This is a genomic window from Komagataeibacter melomenusus (assembly GCF_013155395.1).
Taxonomy (GTDB): domain Bacteria; phylum Pseudomonadota; class Alphaproteobacteria; order Acetobacterales; family Acetobacteraceae; genus Komagataeibacter; species Komagataeibacter melomenusus.
In genome coordinates, this window is record NZ_JABJWC010000002.1 from 47,637 (window position 1) to 67,662 (window position 20,026).

Here is a 20,026-nt window from a genome sequence, read left to right on the forward strand (position 1 = left end):
GCATGAAACCGCCCCGGATCGATTGTATTACTGACCGTCAAATGTGTAATGCGCCATCCACATGCCGCTGGTTTCCGACCAGTTACCAGCCCGGCTGTAGCCACCTTCCATGCCGACGCGCAGCCGGTGGGTAAACTGATAGACAAGGCGCCCGCGCATGTTGCCCACAAGGCCGCTTGCATCCTCGCTGCCAAAATACTCGGGCGGGTTCGCGCTCGCAAGCTGCTGCAGGGTCGTGCTGGTGGGGTAATAGGGGGCGCTGTTGCTATGATAATGCTGGAATCCCGCCTCCCCGCGCAGGAACCATGTCCACCGCCCGTTATGCCCCGACCATTCAACCGGTATCATCGCACCGTAATACTGCTGTGGCGAGAAGTAGCCGCCCTGCCCCCATGTAAAGAAGTAACTGTCACGCCTGTAACCGAAATACATGAGGTCCAGCCCCACGCGCAACCACTGCCGGTCATGGGCCTGCCATACCGTGGCGGTGCCGCCCGCACCGGCCTCGACCTCGGTATTGCTCTGCACATGCGTGCCATCAAGGTAGGCAAAGCCACCACCAGCGTAGATGTTCCACCCCGGCGCGGACCATTCCAGCGCGCCATGGCCGAACATGCGCGTCACCCCGCCCCACACCCGGTTCGTGCCCGGATCATGCATGCCCGCATAGGACAGTTCGCTATCCGTGACCATGCGGCGGCCCCCGCTTATGCGCAGGCCGAGGTTACGGGTCAGGCGCGGCGCGAATTCCACCCCCCCCACCACGTTGGTGATGGGAAAGCCGAGCGGGGAAGACCCGACATCGGCCGAGAACCAGTGATTGACATAATTCAGGCTCAGCCCCACGCCCTGCGTATAGTAATGGTGGTACGCCCCCGGCAGCGCCCCATTGACGGAATAGGTGCCGAACTGCTGGGCGGAATAGGGATTGTTCAGTGCATCACCCGTAAACAGCAGCGTGGGCGTGACCGAGAAGGACAGCCGGTGCTCCCAGGATTCAAATGGCAGCGTGCCGGTGATGGGCACGGCGAATTCCGTCAGTTGCCCCAGCCCCGCAATGCCCGTGCGGCTGCGCACGAAGCTGTTGGCATCGATCTGTGGCGATACGGAATCACGCAGATAGACGATCTGCCGGTCCATCGCCTCAGCGCCGTCATCCTCGGGGATGTAATGATAGGTCGCAGGCAGTGTTGCGCCCTGCAGGTCGATGTAATTGCTGTCGATGAAGGGCCAGCGGTAATCCGGCAGGAAGCTTTCATGGCCCTGGGGCGTGCCTTCGCCATCCAGCGTGCGCTGGGCGCGGCGGGCCTGTTCCACGTCGGCCAGCTGGGCGCGGGTGTTGCCCGCCACGCGATCGACATCGGAGCGCACTTCCCAACTCATCGGGCCATCGGGGTCTTCATGCGCCAGCCGCTCGGCATAGCCCCGGGCAAGCGCCACCTGGTTCGTGCCGCCCGCATCACGCGCGGCGGCGGCGAGGCCATAGATGTTGTGCGGCTTGAGGCGCAGGGCAATCTGGTCCTCCTCCAGCGCGCGCCGGGGCATGTTGCGGGCCTGGTATATCCGGCCCATGGCCAGATGGGCCTCGGCTGATTCAGGGTGGGCGCGCAGCACGGGCGCCATGACCTGATAGGCCTGCGTGGTCTGGCCGTAACGGTCAAATTCATCGGCGGTCATGATGGCCAGGCCGATGGCAATATCGTTTCTTATCCGCAATTGTTCCGGTGTGGCATAACCGGGAAAGTCGCGCGCCATGGCATCAAAGGTGCTGAGGCAGCGCGTGGCGTCGAACGCGGCGTGCAGGCGCAGGTACAGCCCGGCATAGGCCAGCATCTGCGCGGCCTTTGGCGGCTGGGTCAGGCGTTCTTCCTCGGCCAGCACCTGCTGGGCCTCCCGCGTGGCATGGCGGTCGATCAGGGCGCCGGCAATCTGTATGCCCCGGTCGCCCGTGGGGTCGGGCTGGTCGGCCAGCGCCACGAGGGCGGCATTATCCGCGCGCGGCGCGCGGTTGAGCGCCTGGATGTGGCGGGCGAGGTCAATCTGGCTGGCAATGCTGAGCATGCCCGCACTCCGCCCGGTTGCAGGCAGGCGCGCCATCAGGCGCTCGGCAGTGGTCAGGTCATGCTGGCCCATGGCGTAGATGATCCCGGCCTGCAGGGCATCTGGCGTGACGGAGGCGGCGTTTGTCAGGTCATCCATCAGGCTCTGCGCCTGAAAATGGCCGCCAGCATTATCAAGCGCACGGGCGAGCTTGAGGCGGATCCATGGATCTGTCGGCTCAAGGGCCGCCGCCTGGCGCAGCAGGGCAACCCGTTCATCGGGATCACGCATGTGGTCGGCGCGGGCGGAAAGATCGGCGGCCTGCAGGTAGTCCGCCAGCGCCGGGCGCAGCGGCTTGAGGCGGGCGATGATATCCTGCGCCTGTGCCCCGCGCCCGGTCTCGATCAGGATGCCGCCCAGATTGAACAGCGCATCGGCATTGCCGGGTGCGCGGGCCAGGATTTCACGGTAGAGGCACTCGGCTTGCGCATCATGTCCCTGCTTGCGCTCCAGCATGCCTTCCAGCGAGAGGAAGGTCAGCCTGCTGCCGGGGCGGCGGCCCAGAGCATCAAGGGCGGTGCGCGCCATATCATAGTGCCCGGCATTGATGGCCTGTAGTATCCGCATCACCAGCGGGTCCACGCCCCCGCCGCCCGCACCCGATTGCAGGGTCTTGATGGCGGCCCGCCAGTGGGGGGCCGCGCCCGGGTCCGCCTGTATCGCCTGCAGGAAATACTGCATGGCCTGGGCGGGCTGCTGCCGGGCCTGCGCCACCAGCCCCAGCCCGCCCAATGCATCGGCATCATGGGCATTGAGCGCGAGGGCATGGTGGAAGCATTGCGCCGCCCCTTCCAGGTTATGGCGGGCCAGCAGGGCATAGCCTTCCTGGTGGGCGGTGGCGGCGTCGATGGCGTTCTGCGTTTCCTGCGCCTTGTGCAGCAGCTCGCTCACTTCCGCATCATCGGGGTGCTGGCCGAGCCATTCATTATAGAGGGGAATGGTGGGGCCTGTGATCGGCTCCCACAACAGCGCCTCGCGCCATGCGGCCACCGCCCCTTCCCTGATGGAAGCAGGCGCGTTGGAGCGGGCGAGTTCGCGCAGCCCGTCCATCCCTTCGGCGCGCGATGTGATGCGGTATGTCAGGATCCGGTCGAGCAGCAGCCGGGCATCGAGATCGCGCGGGTTGCGCTCCACCCACGTGGTCAGCTTGGTCTGGGCCTCCTGCCGACCAAGAATGGTGGCGCCCAGCACGCGATAATATTCCAGCGCCAGGTCAGGTGGCGGGTCACCGTTCTTGAACAGGGCCTTGTACTTGAACATCGCCGGCATCATCTTGCCTGCCGCCGCAAGGGCGCGTGCTTCGGCCAGAGCCCTGGGGTCTATGGGGCCGGCCTGTATCTGCGCCTTGAGGTCGGCTACCAGCCCCGGTGCCGTGCCAGTGTGCTCCAGCCGGGCCAGCGCGGCCGAAGCCTGCGCCGCGTTGCCCTGCGCCATGAGCAGGCGGCCCTGCAGGTAAAGCGCTTCAGGGTTGTCGGGCTCGAGCGAAATCGCGCGCTCTATCGTTTCATGGGCCTTGTCAAGGTTGTGCTGGCCCAGCCAGTAATAGCCCTGGTTGAGCAGCAGCTCAAGCACGGCGGCTGCATGCGCCATGTGCGCGCGTTCGGCATCCTGCTCCTGTGTGGGCGTGACCGTAATGGTGGTGCCGTCAGCGGCTGTCGGGCTGTTCTGCGTGATCTGGGCGGGGTCTGCCTGCGCCACCTCGCCCGACAGGATGACCCCTGCCATCATGCCGCAGATGAACTTCAGCGTGCTGCTTGCCGGGCGCATGGGCTGCGGCGCCATGACCCAGGCCGCAGGCGCACGCCGCCACCCACGCCCCGCAGGCAGCGTGGTGGCGGCGTGGTATCGTCCTTTTATGCCGTGTCTAATGAACACGGGATACATAAGAGATATAGAACAGGATCGCAGCCAGCGTCATGCAGGTACCGACCAGCACGGCGGCGCCACGGTTGCGGGCGGCAACCCCGACCCGGTCCTCATAATCAAGCCCGGTGCGTTCCACGAACACGTAGCTCAGCACGCTGATGACAAGAACGATGCCCAGAACGGCAGCCATCATCCACCCATGCACCTGGAAGAAGAACAGGTAATTCGCCACCACGATACCCGGCCAGTGCCACAGATAGACCGAGTAAGAAATGACCCCGAGCGGCGAAATCGGCACAAGGGACAGCCTGCCCACCTGTGTCTGCGGCAGCATGATGATGGTGGCCACCGCGAGGCAGGGGAAGATGGTCATGTAGGACGGGCAGGCGAACTGAAGGGTATAGAACAGCCCGGCCCCCACGGTCACCGCCAGCGCCACGGCATAGACAATATTGGCAACAACCGGGGAAAGGCGTGGCCGGGGCAATATCCAGATCATGGTGCCAAGTGAAAACTGCCACAGGCGATCGAATATATTGTAATAAGCCTGCATATCGCCCTTGACATAGCTCCACGCGCAGAAGGCCAGCGAGGCGGTAAAGATGCCCGAGAGCACCAGCTTGCGGTGTTTTGTCAGCGGCAGCAGCAGCGCCATCAGGAAGATGATGGCATAGAACTGCATTTCCAGCGAGAGCGACCAGGTATGCAGGAACGGATAGGCAATGCTCTGCCCCTGGAAATACCCCACATGCCCCGAAGCCCATATGTTGGACAGGTACACCAGCGCATAGGCCCCGTTGATGGCTATATCGGCCCGGTCGCTCTGCAGGACCCACCACAGCATGCCCGCCGAGACTAGGCCAATCATGCACACCAGCGCGGGCAGCAGGCGGTAAAGCCTGCGGCAGACAAAGCGCAGCGGCTGGAACGGATGCTGCATGAGCGCCGAGCGCCCCATGAAATAGCCCGAGATCACCACAAAGATGTCGACACCGATAAAGCCCCCCTGCAGCCAGCCTGCGTGAAACAGCACCACAAAGGCAATGGCAAGGCCACGCAGCCCGTCAATATCACGCCGACGGTTGAGGGGAAAAAAGTCTTTCTCAAGTATTTCACGCCACCTGCTTGTCGTGGGGGCAGGCTCATTTTGGTGCAGCATCAACAGGTTTCCACGTCTTGTGCCCGTCATGGGCAGATACGGAAGCACCCCACGCGGCGCCGGGCCTGCTTCCGTAAGGGGCGGCCCTACTGGCCGGTGGCAGGCGGGGCGTCTTTCAGCTTTTCGAGTTCAGGCAGCGTCGCCTGCACGATCGCGTTGCCCCATACCTTGTAGCTTTCCGGCGTTGCGTGAATGCCATCGATGGTGTTCACGCTGCCCTGCTTGAGCAGCGCCGTGCCATCGACATAGCTGCACGGTGCGACTTCACCCTTGAGGAAGGAGGCCATCTCGGTTGCGCGCTGGTCGGTCTTGCCGTAGCGCGGGCTGAACTGGCCCCATGTCGGCCCGACCCAGATGCACGCGGTCTTGCCAATGGCATAGGTCAGGGTCTTGACCTGCTCGTCCACCCAGTCCTTTGACACGGCGGCCTGGCCATAGGCTGCCATAGTATCGCCAAGAATCACCATTATCACGTTAGGATGCCACTTGGCCACGAGGTCGCTGACGGGCGGGGGTGACGCGGGCTTCATGTTGGGCGCGCCAATCGGGGCATCGCCAATGCGCTCGGCCGCGCCGCAGCCATTATTGGGGTTGGGCACGACCCAGTCGGCCGCGGTGGAGGAACACACCCCGTAGGTGACCACCTTGGCGCCCTGGCGGCTGAATTCATCCGGCAGCACCGACAGGAGGGAGTCCTTGAACGTGACGTGGCTATCGCCGATGATCAGCAGCGTGAGGCCAGCAAGAAGAGCACTCATGAATTACTTCTCCATACAAGAACTTATTTATGGGCCGGAGCGGCGCGACCGGCTTGCCCACCCTGCAGGCCATGCCTTTTGGGGGCTGGCCTGCAGGGGGCGGCATGCCCTATGCCTCTTCGCTCCTGCCATCATCCAGAACGCGCCTGCGTGATTTGGCACGCAGCCAGCTCCATGCCCCGAAGGCCGTCAACCCCGCCCCTGATAGACCGGTCAGGTAAAGAATGAAAGGATGATGACTCAGATGCCGGTCCAGTTGCAGCCACAGCGGCACCGCGCCCACCGTGTATGTCGGCGCGGTGCGGTAACTGGTAAACTGCTCGGCGTTTTTCAGCACCAGATCCCCCTGGATGGAGGACAGATCCCGCGTGTTGCGCAGGCTGAGCACCAGGTCATGGATGCGCTGTGGCGTATCGCCCACAAAGGCAATGACCGAACGATGGCTGTCATAGGGCGACTGTGCGCCGATCATGACCCCTGCCTCGGCAATCGGCGCATTGAGGTGGGCGGCCACACCGTTGAGAAGGCCCGTATGGTCGCGGTCCTGAAACAGGTACCAGATGCCCTGCAGCCCCATGTGCTGGCCAACCCGCACATGCCCGTCGCTGATTACGTAAGGCGAGCGTGACAGCAGGGTGGCGGCCGGATTCAGCCGGTCGGCGGTAGAGAGCAGGATGATATCGCCCTGCAGCGTGGCATTTTTTATCTGGTCCGCCGTCATGACATGCACGCCAGCGGCAGGATACCACGTTGTCGCCCCGAAAAAGCCCATGAGATCGAGGAACGAGCCCGCCGTGCCCGCATCCGGGCTTTGCGGCAGGATGATCGTCGTCTCGGACAGATCGGCCATGCGCGAGAACGGAAAGGCGGCCTCGGCGAAATAGGACAGGTTGAGCAGTTCGGCATAATGGTAGCCGCGGCGGAAATCGAGGGTGGAATCTGAATCCACGCTCATGCGGATATCGACCGGTGTGCGGCGGCACGCACCCCGGTCGATGGGGCGGGCGTCAAAATTGAACTGCAACTGGTTCTGGCCGAACACCAGCAGGAGCGTGATCGTGCCGAGGCACAGCAGGCCCTGTGAATACAGGCTGAGCGTGATGGACCCCGCAAACCCCATGATGGATGTACCAATAACAACCGGCATCCATGGGGGCATCCGGCCGAGTGGTGTCTTTTTCATCAGGAGCGTGACTTTGTCCGCTATGCGTTTTGCCCTGACCATGTCCGGCTATGTCGCTGCCTTGCAAATGTTAATATTCAATCGTGCTTTTCCAGGGCATCACCACGCGGCGGAAGGCGATCACCTGGTATGAATGATGTTCATTTAAACCAAATCCGGTTCCCGCATCTGAGTCTCAATAATTATAAATCAATACAATAGAATAGAATCGTGATTTGCTTTCTGGGCGAGAGGTTTTTTCGTTTCTTGGCTCAACGGTATTAATTTCTCGTTAACTTCCTGTCAAGAAGAATAAATGCCTCTTTAAAGGCAAATAATTATTTTCATTTTTCAAGTAAAAATAGAAATTTTTGTTATTTTTCCATATGTTTAAGTGAGTTTTTTATTACGTTCTATTTATGTAATAATGTATATGGACATCCATTTTTTTGTAAAAATAATGCGCGGAAAAATGCCCGGGGCGCATCTCGTCAGATGTTTATATAAACGTTGTTCATGAAGTTGGCTGTCGAGGTTTAGGAATACAATCCTACAGGCCGTAAACGATGCCTGCCCCCGTTGTGTTGCTGCTTGGTGATGAAAGGCATTGCCCGCACGGGCACGCAATGCCTGGCTGCGCTGTCAAGGAAAAAATCCGTTCCCATGTCAATGCCACCCATCCTGATGTTTATCAGGCTGGGCCTTACCGATACGGCTTTGCGCCGATTAAGGCGCGAGTAGGATTTTTGTGATAAAATTTTATCATATGGAAAAGTTTTGTGACGACTGACTAAGGTAATAGGAATTATTTCGTATGTCGCATAAAATCTATCATTTTTTTCATAATACTCAATCGCAAGATAATCCCTGATTATTAAGATCGCTGTCATGCGTTCATGGCGCGGATTTCCAGAAGGATGCCTTCCCATTCCAAAATGCTACCATAAAGGAAATGTCCCTCAAGACCTGCGTATTGCCACCGTCAGAATACTTGAATCTGAACGGCTCGAAGATCTGTCGGTGCGCCGCCTCGCGAAGGAAGTCAGGGTAGCCCCGGCCAATTTCTATAATCACTACGGAAGCCTGAATGATCTCCTGCTGGAAATTGCCGTGGAACATTTTCAGGTCTTGCGCGAGCAGATCGCCCATATCCGTCGTACCTCCGCCCATCGCACCGATGCACTCAAGCGCATTGCATTCTACTGGGTAGATCTTGGCCGCACCCGTTCCGAGCTGTATCGGCTCATGTTCGGCTACCTGCCCGATGCGTATGCCCATCACGACTATCGCCTTGCCGCAGGTGCAGCGCTTGAGGACCTGATGGAGCTGATTTACGGATACCGGGTTTTTACCCTGACCGATGATTGCGACCCCAATGATGTAGAAACATTGGAGAAAAAAGTTCAGGTCGGTTACGGCCTCTACGCCATGCTGTGTGGCTTATCGAGCCTGTGCATTGCCCATGCGCCCATTGGCCCGTTTTCAGGCAGTAAAAACCCGCGTGAAGATACGGCCACTTTTCTTGATGGTGTCCTTGACGCTTTCATCAAGGGAGATATGGCGCGCGTTCTGAACGCAAAAGAACCTGGGGATTAAGCGACTGTTCAAAGTGAACGGTCACGGGGAGAGAGCCGGACGGTCTGGTGCGGTATTTTCCATAATTCGAACAGGCTCCTGCACCAGAAACGTCTTCATGGGCGTAGCGTGAGTATTACAGGTCCAGCGTAAGGCAAGGCGTGCGGGCGCGTGAGCAGCACAGGGCAATGCTGCTGGCCTGCTCATCCTCGGTCAGGACCATGTCGCGATGGTCGCCTTCCCCGGCTACAAGTGGCACGACACAGGCCCCGCACATGCCCTGTTCACACGAGAGGCTGACCTCGATGCCTGCCGCCATCAGGGCGCCGGCAATGCTCTGGCCAGGTGGCACGGTTATGCTGCGCCCGGAGCGGGCCAGAACCACTTCAAATGCCTGTTCATCATCCGGCGCCATTTCCGTAGGGCGGAAATATTCCGTATGGATCTGCGCAGGCGACCAGCCGGTGGCTATGGCATGGGATGAAACAGCCTGCATGAAACCATCCGGCCCGCACAGCATGATGGCCGTATCGGCTTCAGGGCAGGAGAGCGCGGCGGGATAGCCCTGTTTGAGGCCTCTGGCAATATGCACTCTGTTCACATAGGGGGCGGCAAGCAGACGTTCTTTGAACGGTACCTGATCGGGGTTGCGGGTGTAATAATACAGTTCCCACTCCGCACCCTGACGCTGCAGCCGCGCCATCATGGACAGCAGCGGCGTAATCCCGATCCCGCCTGCAATCAGCACATAACGCAGCGCGGCCGGGAGCGCAAAGGCATTGCGGGGCGGTGAAATGTGTAGTTCCATCCCCTTTTCCACGCTGCTGCACAGGGAGTCAGATCCCCCGCGTGAGGTCGGCTCGCGCTTGATGCACAGTTCATAAACAGCCGGATCATCGGCATCGCCACACAGCGAATACTGGCGCACCAGCCCACAGGGGGTCAGCACATCAACATGCGCGCCGGGTGTGAAGCGGGGCAGCGCCCCCTGCCCCGGCGCAGCCGCCAGTTGCAGGCGGACGCAATCGGCGCCCTCCGCCATGACGTCGTGCACGATAACAGGAAAAAGAGCTGACATGGTGTTATGCCGTAAAAAACTGGCTCAGGCCCATCGTGCGCAGGGCACGGCGATAGGCGATCGAGCTGCGGTCAGCCATGACATGGGCTTCAAGCGTGGGGTCGAGCGGCAGGTTCTCGGGCTTCTGGGCCTCGACAAGGGCGCGGTCTTCCTCGAATACGCGCAGGTTGAAGTCATAGACATCCTGCAGCGGCAGGTCCTTGTCGAAGTTGCGGCACATCGGCGCGAACATGCGTGTCTGCCGCGCCGATACGGGCGAGGCCGCGTTCATGATGACCAGCCGCCCGTTATCGGGAAAATGAATTTCCAGCGTGGCCGTAAAGGGCACATGTACCCGAAAATGACGCAGCCATTCAAAGCCGGGGCGCCCCCGATCCGTCCTGCCAATGGGATAGTTGCCTACGGTGCTGCGATATTCGGCCTCGAACCCGTCGGGTGTCAGGCGCGTCCTGTAAGGCGGCACGACCGGATTTTCAGGGTCGGCGAAGGTATCGGTATGCACGAAGGCGAAATGGGCCACGTCAATGAAGCCTTCCACCTGCCGCCCGGCAAAACCGGCGATGTCGATAAAGGGGCAGTTGATCTGCTGGTAGGCCGGGTCATTCCAGTGCGGCATGGGCGCAATGACCGGCGGCGCCTCATCGGGGCGCAGGCAGGTCCAGATCAGGCCGTAACGCTCCACCGCCGGATAGGTGCGCAGGTTCAGCTTGCCGGGAATGGCGTTGTCGGGGTGGGCTGGCACTTTGACGCACCGCCCCTGCTGGCCAAAGCGGAAGCCATGATAGGCACAGGCAACGGTCTGTCCGTCCCCCTTGCCCATGCTCAGCGGCACGCCACGATGCGGGCACAGGTCATCGGCCACCACAATCGTGTCACCCGCGCGGTAGAGCACCAGCGGGGCATCAAGCAGGGTCACGCCCATCGGCTTCGTGCCCAGGTCGCGCACCAGGGCGACGGGGTGCCAGCAACGGGCCAGGATCAGCCAGTCATCGGCATCGAATGTCATGTTGCGGGGCAAGGAGGGGGTAGTGGCGGCAAGGGTCACGGTGTGGTCTCCTGAACGGGCTTTCAGGAAGATCATTTCACACGTGGCATGATCTCATATATATCATAATTGAGACTTTTTCATTCTCAAAATGAGAACGCATGCATCCCTTTTCACGCTTTCTGGTCTATTTCCTGGCGGTTGCGCGCCATAAATCCATCCGCCGCGCAGCGGAGGCGCTGCACATCGCGGGTTCGGCCATCAACCGCCATATCCTGCTGGGTGAAAAGGAATTGCAGACACCGCTGTTCGAGCGCCTGCCCACCGGCATGCGCCTGACAGCGGCGGGCGAACTGCTTTATGCCTGCGCCCGGCGCTGGGTTAAGGATCTTGATGACCTGAGCCGCCAGATTGATGACCTCAAGGGCATCCGTCGTGGTCAGGTTGACCTGCTGGCGCCCGAGGCCCTGTCACGCGCTTTCGTGCCGCAGCTTGTGGCGGGCATGAAGGCCAGCCATCCGGGCGTGGTGCTGAATGTGAACATCCGTGACAATAAACGGATCGGCCAGGCCCTCCTGTCGGGTGAAGGAGATCTGGCCCTTGTGCTCGACCCTGATGACATGCGCGACATCGTGGTGCTGCACCGCATGACGTTCCCGCTTGGCTTCGTCTGCCCGCCCGGCCACCCGCTGGCGCGGGAAAGCACGGTCAGGCTGGCGCAGTGCATGGATTATCCCGTCATCATGCCCGAGCAGCCGCTTGCCATTGCCACCGTGTTCGACAGGCTGCTGCGGGGCGGGCGCGTCAGCCCGCCAGTGGCCGCGCGGGCGAACAATGTGCAGATGATGCTTTCACTCGTGGCGGCGGGGATCGGGATCTGCTTTCTCAGTTCGCTTGATGTCATGGCCGAGGTCCTGCGCGGGGAACTCGCCTTCGTGCCGCTTGCAGGCGCACAGGTGCCCCACCTTACGCTGGCCCTGGTGCATGACCGCACCCGCCAGCTTTCGCGCCTGACGCGACAGGTCGAGGCCATGACCCGGGACATCATGGCCAGCCATGCCCGGCAGGGTGAAACCGATAACATACTGGGATGATGAAAGTTTTTTGTGGATATTTGTTTTAAAGTTCCGAAGAACGCCGCCTTTTTTCAAAAAGGCGGCGCCCAAAAACGCTTATCATTTCTATCAATATTTTGTTTTCAGGCAGTTTCTTAGCCGCCGTTATAAGGTGCGGCGGCTTTTGGCAGTCCGCCTTCAATCGGGAGTTCCGGGTTGCGCGACCATTCGTTCCACGATCCCATGTAGATGCGCAGTCTGCTGAACCCGGCCGAGGCCAGCGCCACATAGGTATTGGCGGCACGCGCGCCCTTGAAGCAGTAAATGATGATGTCATCATCAGGATGCAGGTTGCGTGTGGCGGCCAGCGCGCGGATTTCATCAGGCGTGCGGAAGGCGGCGTGGTTGTCGGTCACCTTCATGAAGTCATACCACTCGATCCATACGGCACCGGGAATACGGCCCTTGCGCGGCGCGAAATCGACCCCGTAGGGCGATGAACTTTCCGCCAGCCATTCCACCCTGTCGCGGTTGTCGAGCAGCTTGATGGTGGAAGAACCCAGTGCGGCCCGGACTTCGGCCTGTGTGGCCATGAGGCTGGCCTCGGGCCGCAGGGGGAAGTCCGTGCGGGCAGGACGGGTGACCTCGGTGGTCAGCGTGCCCCCTTCCCCGCGCCACGCGCTCAGCCCGCCATCAAGAATGCCCACCTTGGGGTAACCCAGGTAGCGCAGGATCCAGTAGCCCCGGCATGACGCGCCATAGCGGGTATGCAGGGCATCTTCATACACGATGGCGGTTCTGGTGCCATCCAGCCCGTAATCGGCAAACAGGGTGGCAAAGGTCTGCTGCAGCTTGTGCAGTCCGTCCTGCGTGGTTTCGGCCAGGTAGGTAAAGATGTCGGGCATGTTGACCGCGCCGGGAATGTGGCCTGCCGCGAAATCCTTCGGGTCGCGCACGTCAATCAGGAGCACGTTGCTGCCAGCGGCACGCACGCCGTCTGGTGAATAAAGAACGGTGGTGGACATAAAATTCCCTGCGGCATGAAGGTGGACAGACCCCGTTCTCCTACCAGCAATCCGCCCCGTCATGGAGGGGGTGCGGCACGCCCCGGCCATGACCGACGCGGGACGCACGGGCGCAGGGCAAGGGTCAGATCGTGCTGAGCACCCCGCCGTCCACCCGCACGGCCGCGCCCGTGGTGGCCGATGCCTGCGGTGAGGACAGGTAAACCACCATGTTCGCCACCTCATCCACGCTGGCGGCGCGGCGGATGATGGAGGACGGACGGTGTTGCATCACGAATTGCGCCGCGACTTCCTCCATCGTCTTGCCGGTCTTTTCCTGCTCGGGCCGGAGCATGTCGGCCAGGCCTTCCGACAGGGTCGGCCCGGGCAGCACGGAATTGACGGTTACGTTGGTGCCCGCCATCCGCTCCGCCAGGCCACGGGCGATGGTGACCTGCGCGGTCTTGCTGAAACCATAATGAATCATCTCGACCGGGATATTGAACGCCGATTCCGATGAGATGAACACCACGCGCCCCCAGTCACGCGCCTGCATGCCCGGCAGGTAGGCCCGTGCAAGCCGCACGCCAGACATGACATTGACCTCGAAAAAACGGGTCCAGTCAGCATCCGGGGTTTCAAAAAAATCTTTCTGCTCGAAAATGCCCAGATTGTTGATCAGGATATCGCATTGCGGGTGGGCTGCTACCAGCGCCGTACACCCTTCCGCCGTGCCCAGATCACCCGTAAAGCCGGTCACGCTGCCCTTGCCCAATGCGCCAAGGGCCTCGACCACCTGTGCCACGGCTGCCGGGCGCCGACCGTTGATGATGACATGCGCCCCGCTTGCAGCCAGGCCCCTGGCAATGGCCAGGCCGATCCCGCCGGTCGATCCCGTTACGATGGCCGTGCGGCCTGTCAGATCAATCTGCATAACCGGTCTTCCTTTCCCTGCAGGCGGGACATGTCCGTGCCCCTGATTTCTCGCTCCCAGAAGACCATGAATGACCCCGGTGGACCAGAGGGATGCACAGGCCAAGGCCGCAAAACCATGTCTGTTGGCCCGGTCTGGGTAATTTCTCTGTAATTGTGATGCATGCAACGCAGCAGACGTGCATCTGGCGTGCGAAAAGAATAGATTCCTAACAATACCACCGACAGGATGATCTGAACCAGGTACGCAAGAAAAAAAGCCGCAGCCCTGCAAAACAGGATTCATACAATCGTCACACTCGTTGTGTTCCTTATTTGTTATGTATCCCTGCCTGCGCTTTGGCGGGCTTTTTCAGAGGTTTCCGGAGCATGAACGCACAGTCCGATTCCACCCCCAAACCCCGCAAAGAGCCGCATGAAGAATGGCGCGAAGCCCTGCTGCGCGCCTGGCGGAGCAGAAAAGGCTATGCCCGCCCGCACGATGCCGTGCATACAGCATCCGATGAAGGTTTTCTGTATGATGATGCCTGAGATGCATGGCAGCATCGCGCAAAATTCAGGTATTGACCTTTAGAGATATAAGTGATGCATTCGGTTACAAATGAAATAGCGCTATGCCCTTTATATCATCGGGCCGTTATTTTATAAGGCAATATCTGATTTGAAAAAAATCAGTTCGTTAGGAAGGAATAGATTACATGAAAAAAGCACTGCTTTTTGCTGCGGCTCTTGGCCTGGCCCTGCCCGTCGCCGCTCATGCGGATGACAACAACGAGCAGCACCACGGCGAGCACCGTGGCCACCACGGCGGCCGTCATGGCGGTCATGAAGGTCACGACCAGAACGGTGGCGAGCATGGTGACCGTGACCACGGTGGCGATGAGCACGGTGGCGAGCATGGCGATCGTGACCATGGTGGTGAGCACGGCGACCACGACCACGAGCATGGCGATCACGGCCAGCAGTAATCTGCTTGTCTGACACCATGTGTCAAAGAAGGGGGTTCCGTATGGAGCCCCTTTTTTTGTGCCCAGCCTTGTTGCGCCCCACCAGCAGGGCGCAGGCAGGCCGTTACGGCTGGCGCTCCGCCCTGCTCAGAACAGAATCAGGTCGATGCCAATTCCCACCGCCATCATGCCCCACAGCCCGACCAGGGTTGCCTTGCGGCGAATGACATGGCGCGACAGGAGCACGATCAGCGGATCACACGCGCTGGCCTGGGTCCGCTCGCCCGCTCTGAGTTCGCGGTAAAGCCCTCCGTTTTCCGTAACGCCCACCATATTGAGCAACCCCTGGCGGAAGTTGCGCAGGTCTTCTTCGGTATAGAGCGTTTCGCGGTTGATGGTGATGGTTTTCGGCCCGCAGCGCAGCAGGCGCATGGCGTGCAGGTGGCGGGGGCGGATGCCCAGGTAATCCGATGCTTCCCCTGCCGGGAGGATGGTCCGGCGCGGAAAATGCAGCACGGCGGGTCCCGTATCGGTATCAGGGAGGGGCATCATGATGCGAACCTTTCCGTCTGTTCATGCGTCGTGGCGGTTGATTGGCCCACGGTGCCCCCTTGGCGCGGCAATGACCAGACCGATTTTGCATCATGCCCGCAATTGTGCGCATCACGCCCCTTTTCGCCCTGCGGATATGGCGTTAAAGCGGCCCGGTTCCGCTGTGCTTGAAAGCACGCGGCGTGCCGGGGGTAAATGGGCTTATGATGCGTATCGTCATGCTCTCGATGGGGGCATTCGTCTGGCTTGTGACCGAGGTGCTGCCCATCGGGCTGCTGACGGACATGGCAGCTGGCCTGCATGTCTCGCCTGGCCGTATCGGGCTGCTGGTCACGGGCTATGCCTGGCTGGTGGCGTTGACGGCCATCCCGCTCACGTTGCTGACATCGGGGCTGGACCGGCGTACGCTCATGGCCGTGCTGCTGGGGCTGGCGGGGGTGATGGATGTAGCCTGCGCCTTTGTCAGTCATTACGCGCTGATGGCGGTGATGCGGGTGGCGCTGGCGCTCGGGCATGGTATTTTCTGGTCGACCATAGCGGGGGTTGCCGTGCGCCTTGCCCCTCACATGCCGGTGGCGCGTGCCACGGCATGGGCTTTTACGGGGGTTGCCGTCGGGTTCGCTGGTGGCATTCCCATGGCCTCGGCCATCGGGCAGTGGCTGGGCTGGCGGGCTGCGTTCGTGGTGTGCGGCATTGCGGCACTGGCCGTGATGGGGGGCGTTCTGGCGTTGCTGCCCGCGCTCCCTTCGCAGCGCAGGCACCTTGATATTCCTGCCCTGCTGCGCCAGCCGGTTCTGCGTTACATCGCGGTGCTGACCACGGTAGTGGTGAGCGCCCATTTCACGGCCTATACCTATATCATTCCACTCCTGTCAGCCATACCCCACGCGCCAGAGCAACTGGTGCCACTGCTGCTGCTGGTCTATGGCGTGGTGGGGATCGGGGGCAACTGGCTGGGCGGTCGCCTGCCGTGGTCGGCGGGGCGCACGATTGGCATGGCCCTGGTTGCCCTGATGTTCAGCCATGTGCTGCTGGTCGGTTCCGGCTGGGTGCCGTGGCTGGCGTGGGTTGATATGGCGGCATGGGGTATTATTGCCGCCCTGATCAATCTTGGCCCGCAAAGCTATGCGATCGCATTGGCCCCCCATCAGCGTGAAGCGGCCTGTTCGTTCTGTGTCACCGGGTTCAATAGCGGCATCGGCGTCGGAGCGTTGTGTGGCGGGGTGGTTCTGTCCGGCGCTGGCCCCTATGCGGTTCTGGCGTGCAGTGCCGGGCTGGCCGGGGTGGCTCTGCTCGTGTTACGCGCGGGCCGGCATTACGGCAGCTAACGTATTTCCCATGGCGGCGTGCTGCCCTATGCTGCGCCCTTCTCCTGACCGGACCACAACACCATGACAGAACATATCGTCTATAAAATCCTGACTGCCCCCGAGCATGAAGATTTTGCCCGCGCGGGCCTGTTCAAAGGGTCGCCTGCCGATGTGGCGGATGGCTTCATCCACTTCTCCACCGGGCCGCAGGTGCATGGCACGCTTGAAAAGCATTTCGCAGGGCAGACCGGTCTCGTGCTGCTTGCCGTTGACCTGAGCCTGCTCGATCCGGCCGCGGTGCGCTGGGAGCCATCACGCGGGGGGCAGCTTTTTCCGCACCTGTATGCCGCCCTGCCGATTGGCGCGGTCGTGGCGACCATGGCCGTAACCCGTGATGCACAGGGGCGCGTGCAACTTCCGGCCTGACCCGCATGGTGCAGGCAGCCTATTCGGGGTCATGATCGCCCTCATCCGTTTCTACGCTGATCATGCCGTCAATATCCGATAATGCAGCAACAAGATGCGAGACAGGCCGCCTGCCGCGCACCCTGATGAACAGCGTGACCGTGCCATGGCCCGGCCTTTCACCCGGCAGTGGCAGTTCCGCATCATGCTGCCGGTCGCGCCAGTCCTGCATGGCCTCGGGGTCCTGCAGGGCTCTATCGGGGGGCTCGAGCTTGACGCGGGTAATGGTGAAACGCAGTCTGGTGCAGCGGATCAGGATCACGCGCAGCAATCCACGCCCGTCGGGATAGGACAGGAACAGCCCGACCGAACGGGCGGTATGATCGCGTGGTATAAGGTGGCTGATGCGTGGAAAGCCAAGCATGATGATGAAATGGCCAATGGTTGTCGCCACCGCCAGCGTAATCAGCCCCCCCCCCGCAGGCCATGCCCAGTGCCGCCGTCAGCCACACTGATGCTGCGGTGGTCAGCCCGCGCACGATGTCACGCCGCATGAAGATGACGCCACCGCCAATAAACCCGATGCCCGATACCACCTGTGCCGCGATGCGTGAGGGGTCAAGTACCACACGTTCCGTATCAAGAATGTTGTTGAACCCGTATTTTGACACGAGCATGAACAGCGCGGACGCGACCCCGACCAGCGTATAAGTGCGCAGCCCGGCGCTTTTCTGCCTGAACTCGCGTTCCATCCCCACCAGTGCTGACAAAATGAAGGCAAGCACGAGTTCACCAAGCTGGAGCCAGCCTTCCCCCGATGACATATTGGCAAAAAGTGACAAGGCCGCCCTCCCCTGCGTCAAACCACGGGCCTGGCTGTTAAACAGCGCGGGGGAAGGTGCGGTTTCCTGCCAGCCCACGGGGCGGGCCCGCTTTATTCCTGGTTATCTGGAGGGAAGGATGCAGATTGAAATAAAACAGCGGACGGTGCACGCATGCCGATCATGAACCTGCCCTCACGGCAGGAACTGGCCCTGATGGCCATAACACTGTTCTGGGGTGGCACGTTCCTGATCGTGCATGTCACGCTACGGCATTGCGGGCCGCTGTTTTTCGTGGGGTTGCGTTTCATGACGGCAGGGCTGATCGGCAGCGTGGTTTTTCATCGCGCCCTGCGGCGGATAAACCTGGCCGAGATGGGCGCGGGCGTGGCGATCGGCATTACGATATGGGCCGGTTACACCCTGCAGACCTACGGACTTCAGACCATCAGCAGCAGCCGTTCCGCTTTTTTGACCGCACTCTACGTGCCGATCGTGCCCCTTTTGCAATGGATCGTGCTGCGCAGGCCGCCACGCCTCATGAACTGGGTGGGGATCGGGCTGGCTTTTGGTGGCCTGATGCTGCTGGCGGGCACGGGGGCCACGCAGGGTGGATTTGGCCGGGGTGAATGGGCCACCGTGCTGTGCGCCGTATCGGTAGCAGCCGAGATCATGCTGATCAGTCGTTGCGCAATGTTGGGCGACAGCAGGCGCATCACCGTGGTGCAGTTGCTGGTGGCCGGGCTTCTTGCCCTGCTGGCCATGCCGGTTGCGGGCGAGCGGCTGCCTGCCTTTTCATGGATCTGGGTTGCCGGAGGCATAGGCCTTGGCGCGGGCAGCATGCTTGTGCAACTGGCCATGAACTGGGCGCAGAAAGCCGTCTCGCCCACGCGGGCCACCATTATCTACGCGGGTGAGCCCGTGTGGGGTGGCATTGTCGGGCGCATGGCCGGTGACCCGCTGCCTGTCACCTCGGTTCTGGGCGCGGGCTGTATCGTGGCTGGCGTGCTGGCAAGTGAAATCAGGCTGCCCGCACGTTCAAAGCCGGGAAGTGATGAAGAATAAAATTGTCGGTTACCGGCTTGTCTCACGCTGTTGGTGGCCCGAGACGTTCGCGCAGCATCCGCTGCCTGTGCCAATGCCGTAAAATGAACAGCCCCCCCGCCAGCAGGCTGATGGCATTGCCTACCACAATGCCGTACAGGAAGGGAATAACTGCTGCGGCATGCTCCATATTGCTTCCTCCGGTCATGGCCGTTCATGCGCCATGCGTTGCCACGAAAACCGTAATCCGCCCGATCGCTTCCCGCGCAGGCAGGGCCGCGCCAACCGTCAGGCGCGGTGTCGCCATGTCCACCATGGCCTTCAGGAGCGAGATCAGCGTCGACGCGGCATTTGCTGCCGTTTTCGCCTCCGAGACCACAGAGTCCGACAGATCGGCCGCCATGCCGGTAATGACCGCGATGACAAGCGTATTGATCTGCTCGATATCGGATACAATACTATCAAACGCCGTGCCGATGCTGGTGCTGTCGTAGTTCACGGATGCGCTTGACCCGGCGGCAGTCTTAAACGCGGTGAGCGCTTCCCTCAGTGCGCCGATCACCGTATTGGCCAGCGCAACATTTGCGGGGCCCATGGCTGCCGCGACACATGCAAGACTGGTGGCGGTACTGGCAAATGATACGATGGCATTCCCGTAATCCGTTACTTCAGCCACGTTCAGGGTGATGGTGGTGACCTTTCCGGAGCGGGTGAGCGTGCAGCCAGCGAGCACGCTGGCCAGCAGCGTTCCAGCCCCCATGTGCAGCACGCACCGGCGGGAGAGCAGAAGATTCATGTGCCTGTTCCTGTAAAAAAACCGCCCTGGCGGCGGCAGCCATACGTGACTTATTTTTGCCGTAATGAAGGGTAGAATAACGAGCGCAGCTTCGGCTCACATCGGCCATCCACCTAGCGCCGGAGCTGCACCTTTATTTTTTCAGTATTTCGGCCCTGCCCTTCCTGTTCAGAACCGGGATGCCGGCTGCGGCCACGGCCTGCTTGGCGGCAGGTTTTTCGGCCAGCGGCACCCGCACACCCGACTGCCCTGGCTTGAAGTGGTTTTCCGCCCAGCCGATGTTCAGCCCGATGGTGGTCATGATCTGGTAGGCCATAACCCACCGGCTGCCCGCATGGGGCGGCGGCACAAGCGCTGATATGGCCGAACACACAAGAACGAACAGCGCCGCATAGAGCGTGTATTGCGCCGGCACGCTATTGAGCAGAAAAAGTATAACAGCCGTAAGGCCGCCCAGTTTTGTGGGAATGTTCATG

At 61.0% G+C, this 20,026-nt stretch carries 18 protein-coding genes and 2 pseudogenes; 6 read left to right on the forward strand and 14 right to left on the reverse strand.

The window, feature by feature from the left end:
* Positions 1–27: 27 nt before the first annotated feature.
* The 4 genes and pseudogenes from HNW77_RS01210 to HNW77_RS01225 all read right to left on the reverse strand — a co-directional run.
* Positions 28–3,975, reverse strand: coding sequence for a cellulose synthase subunit BcsC-related outer membrane protein (locus HNW77_RS01210; protein ID WP_276592056.1), 3,948 nt, complete (start codon positions 3,973–3,975; stop codon positions 28–30).
* Positions 3,965–5,125, reverse strand: a complete 1,161-nt coding sequence (locus tag HNW77_RS01215; protein WP_172154613.1) for an acyltransferase family protein — start codon at positions 5,123–5,125, stop codon at positions 3,965–3,967. The genes HNW77_RS01210 and HNW77_RS01215 overlap by 11 nt, the downstream gene beginning before the upstream one ends.
* Before the next feature lie 86 nt (positions 5,126–5,211).
* Positions 5,212–5,883: an SGNH/GDSL hydrolase family protein gene (locus tag HNW77_RS01220; protein WP_172154615.1), complete on the reverse strand. Its 672-nt coding sequence runs from the start codon at positions 5,881–5,883 to the stop codon at positions 5,212–5,214.
* A gap of 109 nt (positions 5,884–5,992) precedes the next feature.
* Positions 5,993–6,928 (reverse strand): annotated as a pseudogene (locus tag HNW77_RS01225) (cellulose biosynthesis cyclic di-GMP-binding regulatory protein BcsB); the annotation flags it as partial.
* 1,005 nt (positions 6,929–7,933) lie between these two features.
* Here HNW77_RS01225 and HNW77_RS01230 point away from each other — a divergent pair.
* A complete protein-coding gene (locus tag HNW77_RS01230) occupies positions 7,934–8,641 on the forward strand; it encodes a TetR/AcrR family transcriptional regulator (RefSeq protein ID WP_241694219.1) in 708 nt (235 codons plus the stop codon).
* Between the two features lie 115 nt (positions 8,642–8,756).
* On the opposite strand, the gene HNW77_RS01235 is transcribed toward HNW77_RS01230, so the two are convergent.
* Complete coding sequence (locus tag HNW77_RS01235) at positions 8,757–9,698, reverse strand: PDR/VanB family oxidoreductase (RefSeq protein ID WP_172154619.1); 942 nt, start codon at positions 9,696–9,698, stop codon at positions 8,757–8,759.
* Between the two features lie 4 nt (positions 9,699–9,702).
* On the reverse strand, positions 9,703–10,704 hold the full coding sequence (locus HNW77_RS01240; RefSeq protein ID WP_241694234.1) for an aromatic ring-hydroxylating oxygenase subunit alpha: 1,002 nt from the start codon (positions 10,702–10,704) through the stop codon (positions 9,703–9,705).
* 140 nt (positions 10,705–10,844) lie between these two features.
* On the opposite strand from HNW77_RS01240, the gene HNW77_RS01245 reads away from it, so the two are divergent.
* The gene (locus HNW77_RS01245) at positions 10,845–11,777 is read left to right on the forward strand and encodes a LysR family transcriptional regulator (protein WP_172154623.1); all 933 of its coding nucleotides are present in this window, start codon (positions 10,845–10,847) and stop codon (positions 11,775–11,777) included.
* A gap of 116 nt (positions 11,778–11,893) precedes the next feature.
* Here HNW77_RS01245 and HNW77_RS01250 read toward each other — a convergent pair whose 3' ends face one another.
* Positions 11,894–12,763 carry a sulfurtransferase gene (locus HNW77_RS01250; RefSeq protein ID WP_172154625.1) on the reverse strand — a complete coding sequence of 290 codons (870 nt, stop codon included), beginning with the start codon at positions 12,761–12,763 and terminating at the stop codon, positions 11,894–11,896.
* 124 nt (positions 12,764–12,887) lie between these two features.
* Complete coding sequence (locus tag HNW77_RS01255) at positions 12,888–13,676, reverse strand: SDR family NAD(P)-dependent oxidoreductase (protein WP_172154627.1); 789 nt, start codon at positions 13,674–13,676, stop codon at positions 12,888–12,890.
* A 368-nt stretch (positions 13,677–14,044) separates the two neighbouring features.
* Here HNW77_RS01255 and HNW77_RS01260 point away from each other — a divergent pair, with 368 nt between their 5' ends.
* A complete protein-coding gene (locus HNW77_RS01260) occupies positions 14,045–14,206 on the forward strand; it encodes a hypothetical protein (RefSeq protein WP_172154629.1) in 162 nt (53 codons plus the stop codon).
* Positions 14,207–14,346: 140 nt separating this feature from the next.
* Here HNW77_RS01260 and HNW77_RS01265 read toward each other — a convergent pair whose 3' ends face one another.
* Both HNW77_RS01265 and HNW77_RS01270 read right to left on the reverse strand, forming a co-directional pair.
* The gene (locus HNW77_RS01265) at positions 14,347–14,631 is read right to left on the reverse strand and encodes a hypothetical protein (protein WP_172154631.1); all 285 of its coding nucleotides are present in this window, start codon (positions 14,629–14,631) and stop codon (positions 14,347–14,349) included.
* A 138-nt stretch (positions 14,632–14,769) separates the two neighbouring features.
* On the reverse strand, positions 14,770–15,174 hold the full coding sequence (locus tag HNW77_RS01270) for a hypothetical protein (protein ID WP_172154633.1): 405 nt from the start codon (positions 15,172–15,174) through the stop codon (positions 14,770–14,772).
* 203 nt (positions 15,175–15,377) lie between these two features.
* On the opposite strand from HNW77_RS01270, the gene HNW77_RS01275 reads away from it, so the two are divergent.
* Positions 15,378–16,502, forward strand: a complete 1,125-nt coding sequence (locus HNW77_RS01275; RefSeq protein WP_172154635.1) for an MFS transporter — start codon at positions 15,378–15,380, stop codon at positions 16,500–16,502.
* 63 nt (positions 16,503–16,565) lie between these two features.
* Positions 16,566–16,910 carry a DUF952 domain-containing protein gene (locus tag HNW77_RS01280; protein ID WP_172154637.1) on the forward strand — a complete coding sequence of 115 codons (345 nt, stop codon included), beginning with the start codon at positions 16,566–16,568 and terminating at the stop codon, positions 16,908–16,910.
* Positions 16,911–16,929: 19 nt separating this feature from the next.
* Here the strand turns inward: HNW77_RS01280 and HNW77_RS01285 are convergent.
* Positions 16,930–17,713: pseudogene (locus tag HNW77_RS01285) on the reverse strand (MgtC/SapB family protein).
* Between the two features lie 171 nt (positions 17,714–17,884).
* Here HNW77_RS01285 and HNW77_RS01290 point away from each other — a divergent pair.
* Positions 17,885–18,775, forward strand: coding sequence for a DMT family transporter (locus tag HNW77_RS01290; RefSeq protein ID WP_196781807.1), 891 nt, complete (start codon positions 17,885–17,887; stop codon positions 18,773–18,775).
* 22 nt (positions 18,776–18,797) lie between these two features.
* Here HNW77_RS01290 and HNW77_RS01295 read toward each other — a convergent pair whose 3' ends face one another.
* The 3 genes from HNW77_RS01295 to HNW77_RS01305 form a co-directional block, all read right to left on the reverse strand.
* The gene (locus HNW77_RS01295; RefSeq protein WP_172154639.1) at positions 18,798–18,944 is read right to left on the reverse strand and encodes a hypothetical protein; all 147 of its coding nucleotides are present in this window, start codon (positions 18,942–18,944) and stop codon (positions 18,798–18,800) included.
* Between the two features lie 24 nt (positions 18,945–18,968).
* Positions 18,969–19,550 (reverse strand): hypothetical protein, encoded by a 582-nt coding sequence (locus tag HNW77_RS01300; RefSeq protein WP_172154641.1) that lies wholly within the window; start codon positions 19,548–19,550, stop codon positions 18,969–18,971.
* Between the two features lie 133 nt (positions 19,551–19,683).
* Complete coding sequence (locus tag HNW77_RS01305) at positions 19,684–20,025, reverse strand: hypothetical protein (RefSeq protein WP_172154643.1); 342 nt, start codon at positions 20,023–20,025, stop codon at positions 19,684–19,686.
* Position 20,026: the final 1 nt, after the last annotated feature.

Bases quoted from the DNA above. Each gene is read 5' to 3' on its own strand.
- HNW77_RS01260 (WP_172154629.1), top strand. From the start codon at position 14,045: ATGAACGCACAGTCCGATTCCACCCCCAAACCCCGCAAAGAGCCGCAT.
- HNW77_RS01280 (WP_172154637.1), top strand. From the start codon at position 16,566: ATGACAGAACATATCGTCTATAAAATCCTGACTGCCCCCGAGCATGAA.
- HNW77_RS01240 (WP_241694234.1), bottom strand. From the start codon at position 10,704: ATGACATTCGATGCCGATGACTGGCTGATCCTGGCCCGTTGCTGGCAC.
- HNW77_RS01300 (WP_172154641.1), bottom strand. From the start codon at position 19,550: ATGAATCTTCTGCTCTCCCGCCGGTGCGTGCTGCACATGGGGGCTGGA.
- HNW77_RS01255 (WP_172154627.1), bottom strand. From the start codon at position 13,676: ATGCAGATTGATCTGACAGGCCGCACGGCCATCGTAACGGGATCGACC.
- HNW77_RS01230 (WP_241694219.1), top strand. From the start codon at position 7,934: ATGCGTTCATGGCGCGGATTTCCAGAAGGATGCCTTCCCATTCCAAAA.
- HNW77_RS01270 (WP_172154633.1), bottom strand. From the start codon at position 15,174: ATGATGCCCCTCCCTGATACCGATACGGGACCCGCCGTGCTGCATTTT.
- HNW77_RS01250 (WP_172154625.1), bottom strand. From the start codon at position 12,763: ATGTCCACCACCGTTCTTTATTCACCAGACGGCGTGCGTGCCGCTGGC.
- HNW77_RS01295 (WP_172154639.1), bottom strand. From the start codon at position 18,944: ATGGAGCATGCCGCAGCAGTTATTCCCTTCCTGTACGGCATTGTGGTA.
- HNW77_RS01290 (WP_196781807.1), top strand. From the start codon at position 17,885: ATGCCGATCATGAACCTGCCCTCACGGCAGGAACTGGCCCTGATGGCC.
- HNW77_RS01215 (WP_172154613.1), bottom strand. From the start codon at position 5,125: ATGCTGCACCAAAATGAGCCTGCCCCCACGACAAGCAGGTGGCGTGAA.
- HNW77_RS01235 (WP_172154619.1), bottom strand. From the start codon at position 9,698: ATGTCAGCTCTTTTTCCTGTTATCGTGCACGACGTCATGGCGGAGGGC.
- HNW77_RS01245 (WP_172154623.1), top strand. From the start codon at position 10,845: ATGCATCCCTTTTCACGCTTTCTGGTCTATTTCCTGGCGGTTGCGCGC.
- HNW77_RS01305 (WP_172154643.1), bottom strand. From the start codon at position 20,025: ATGAACATTCCCACAAAACTGGGCGGCCTTACGGCTGTTATACTTTTT.
- HNW77_RS01275 (WP_172154635.1), top strand. From the start codon at position 15,378: ATGATGCGTATCGTCATGCTCTCGATGGGGGCATTCGTCTGGCTTGTG.
- HNW77_RS01220 (WP_172154615.1), bottom strand. From the start codon at position 5,883: ATGAGTGCTCTTCTTGCTGGCCTCACGCTGCTGATCATCGGCGATAGC.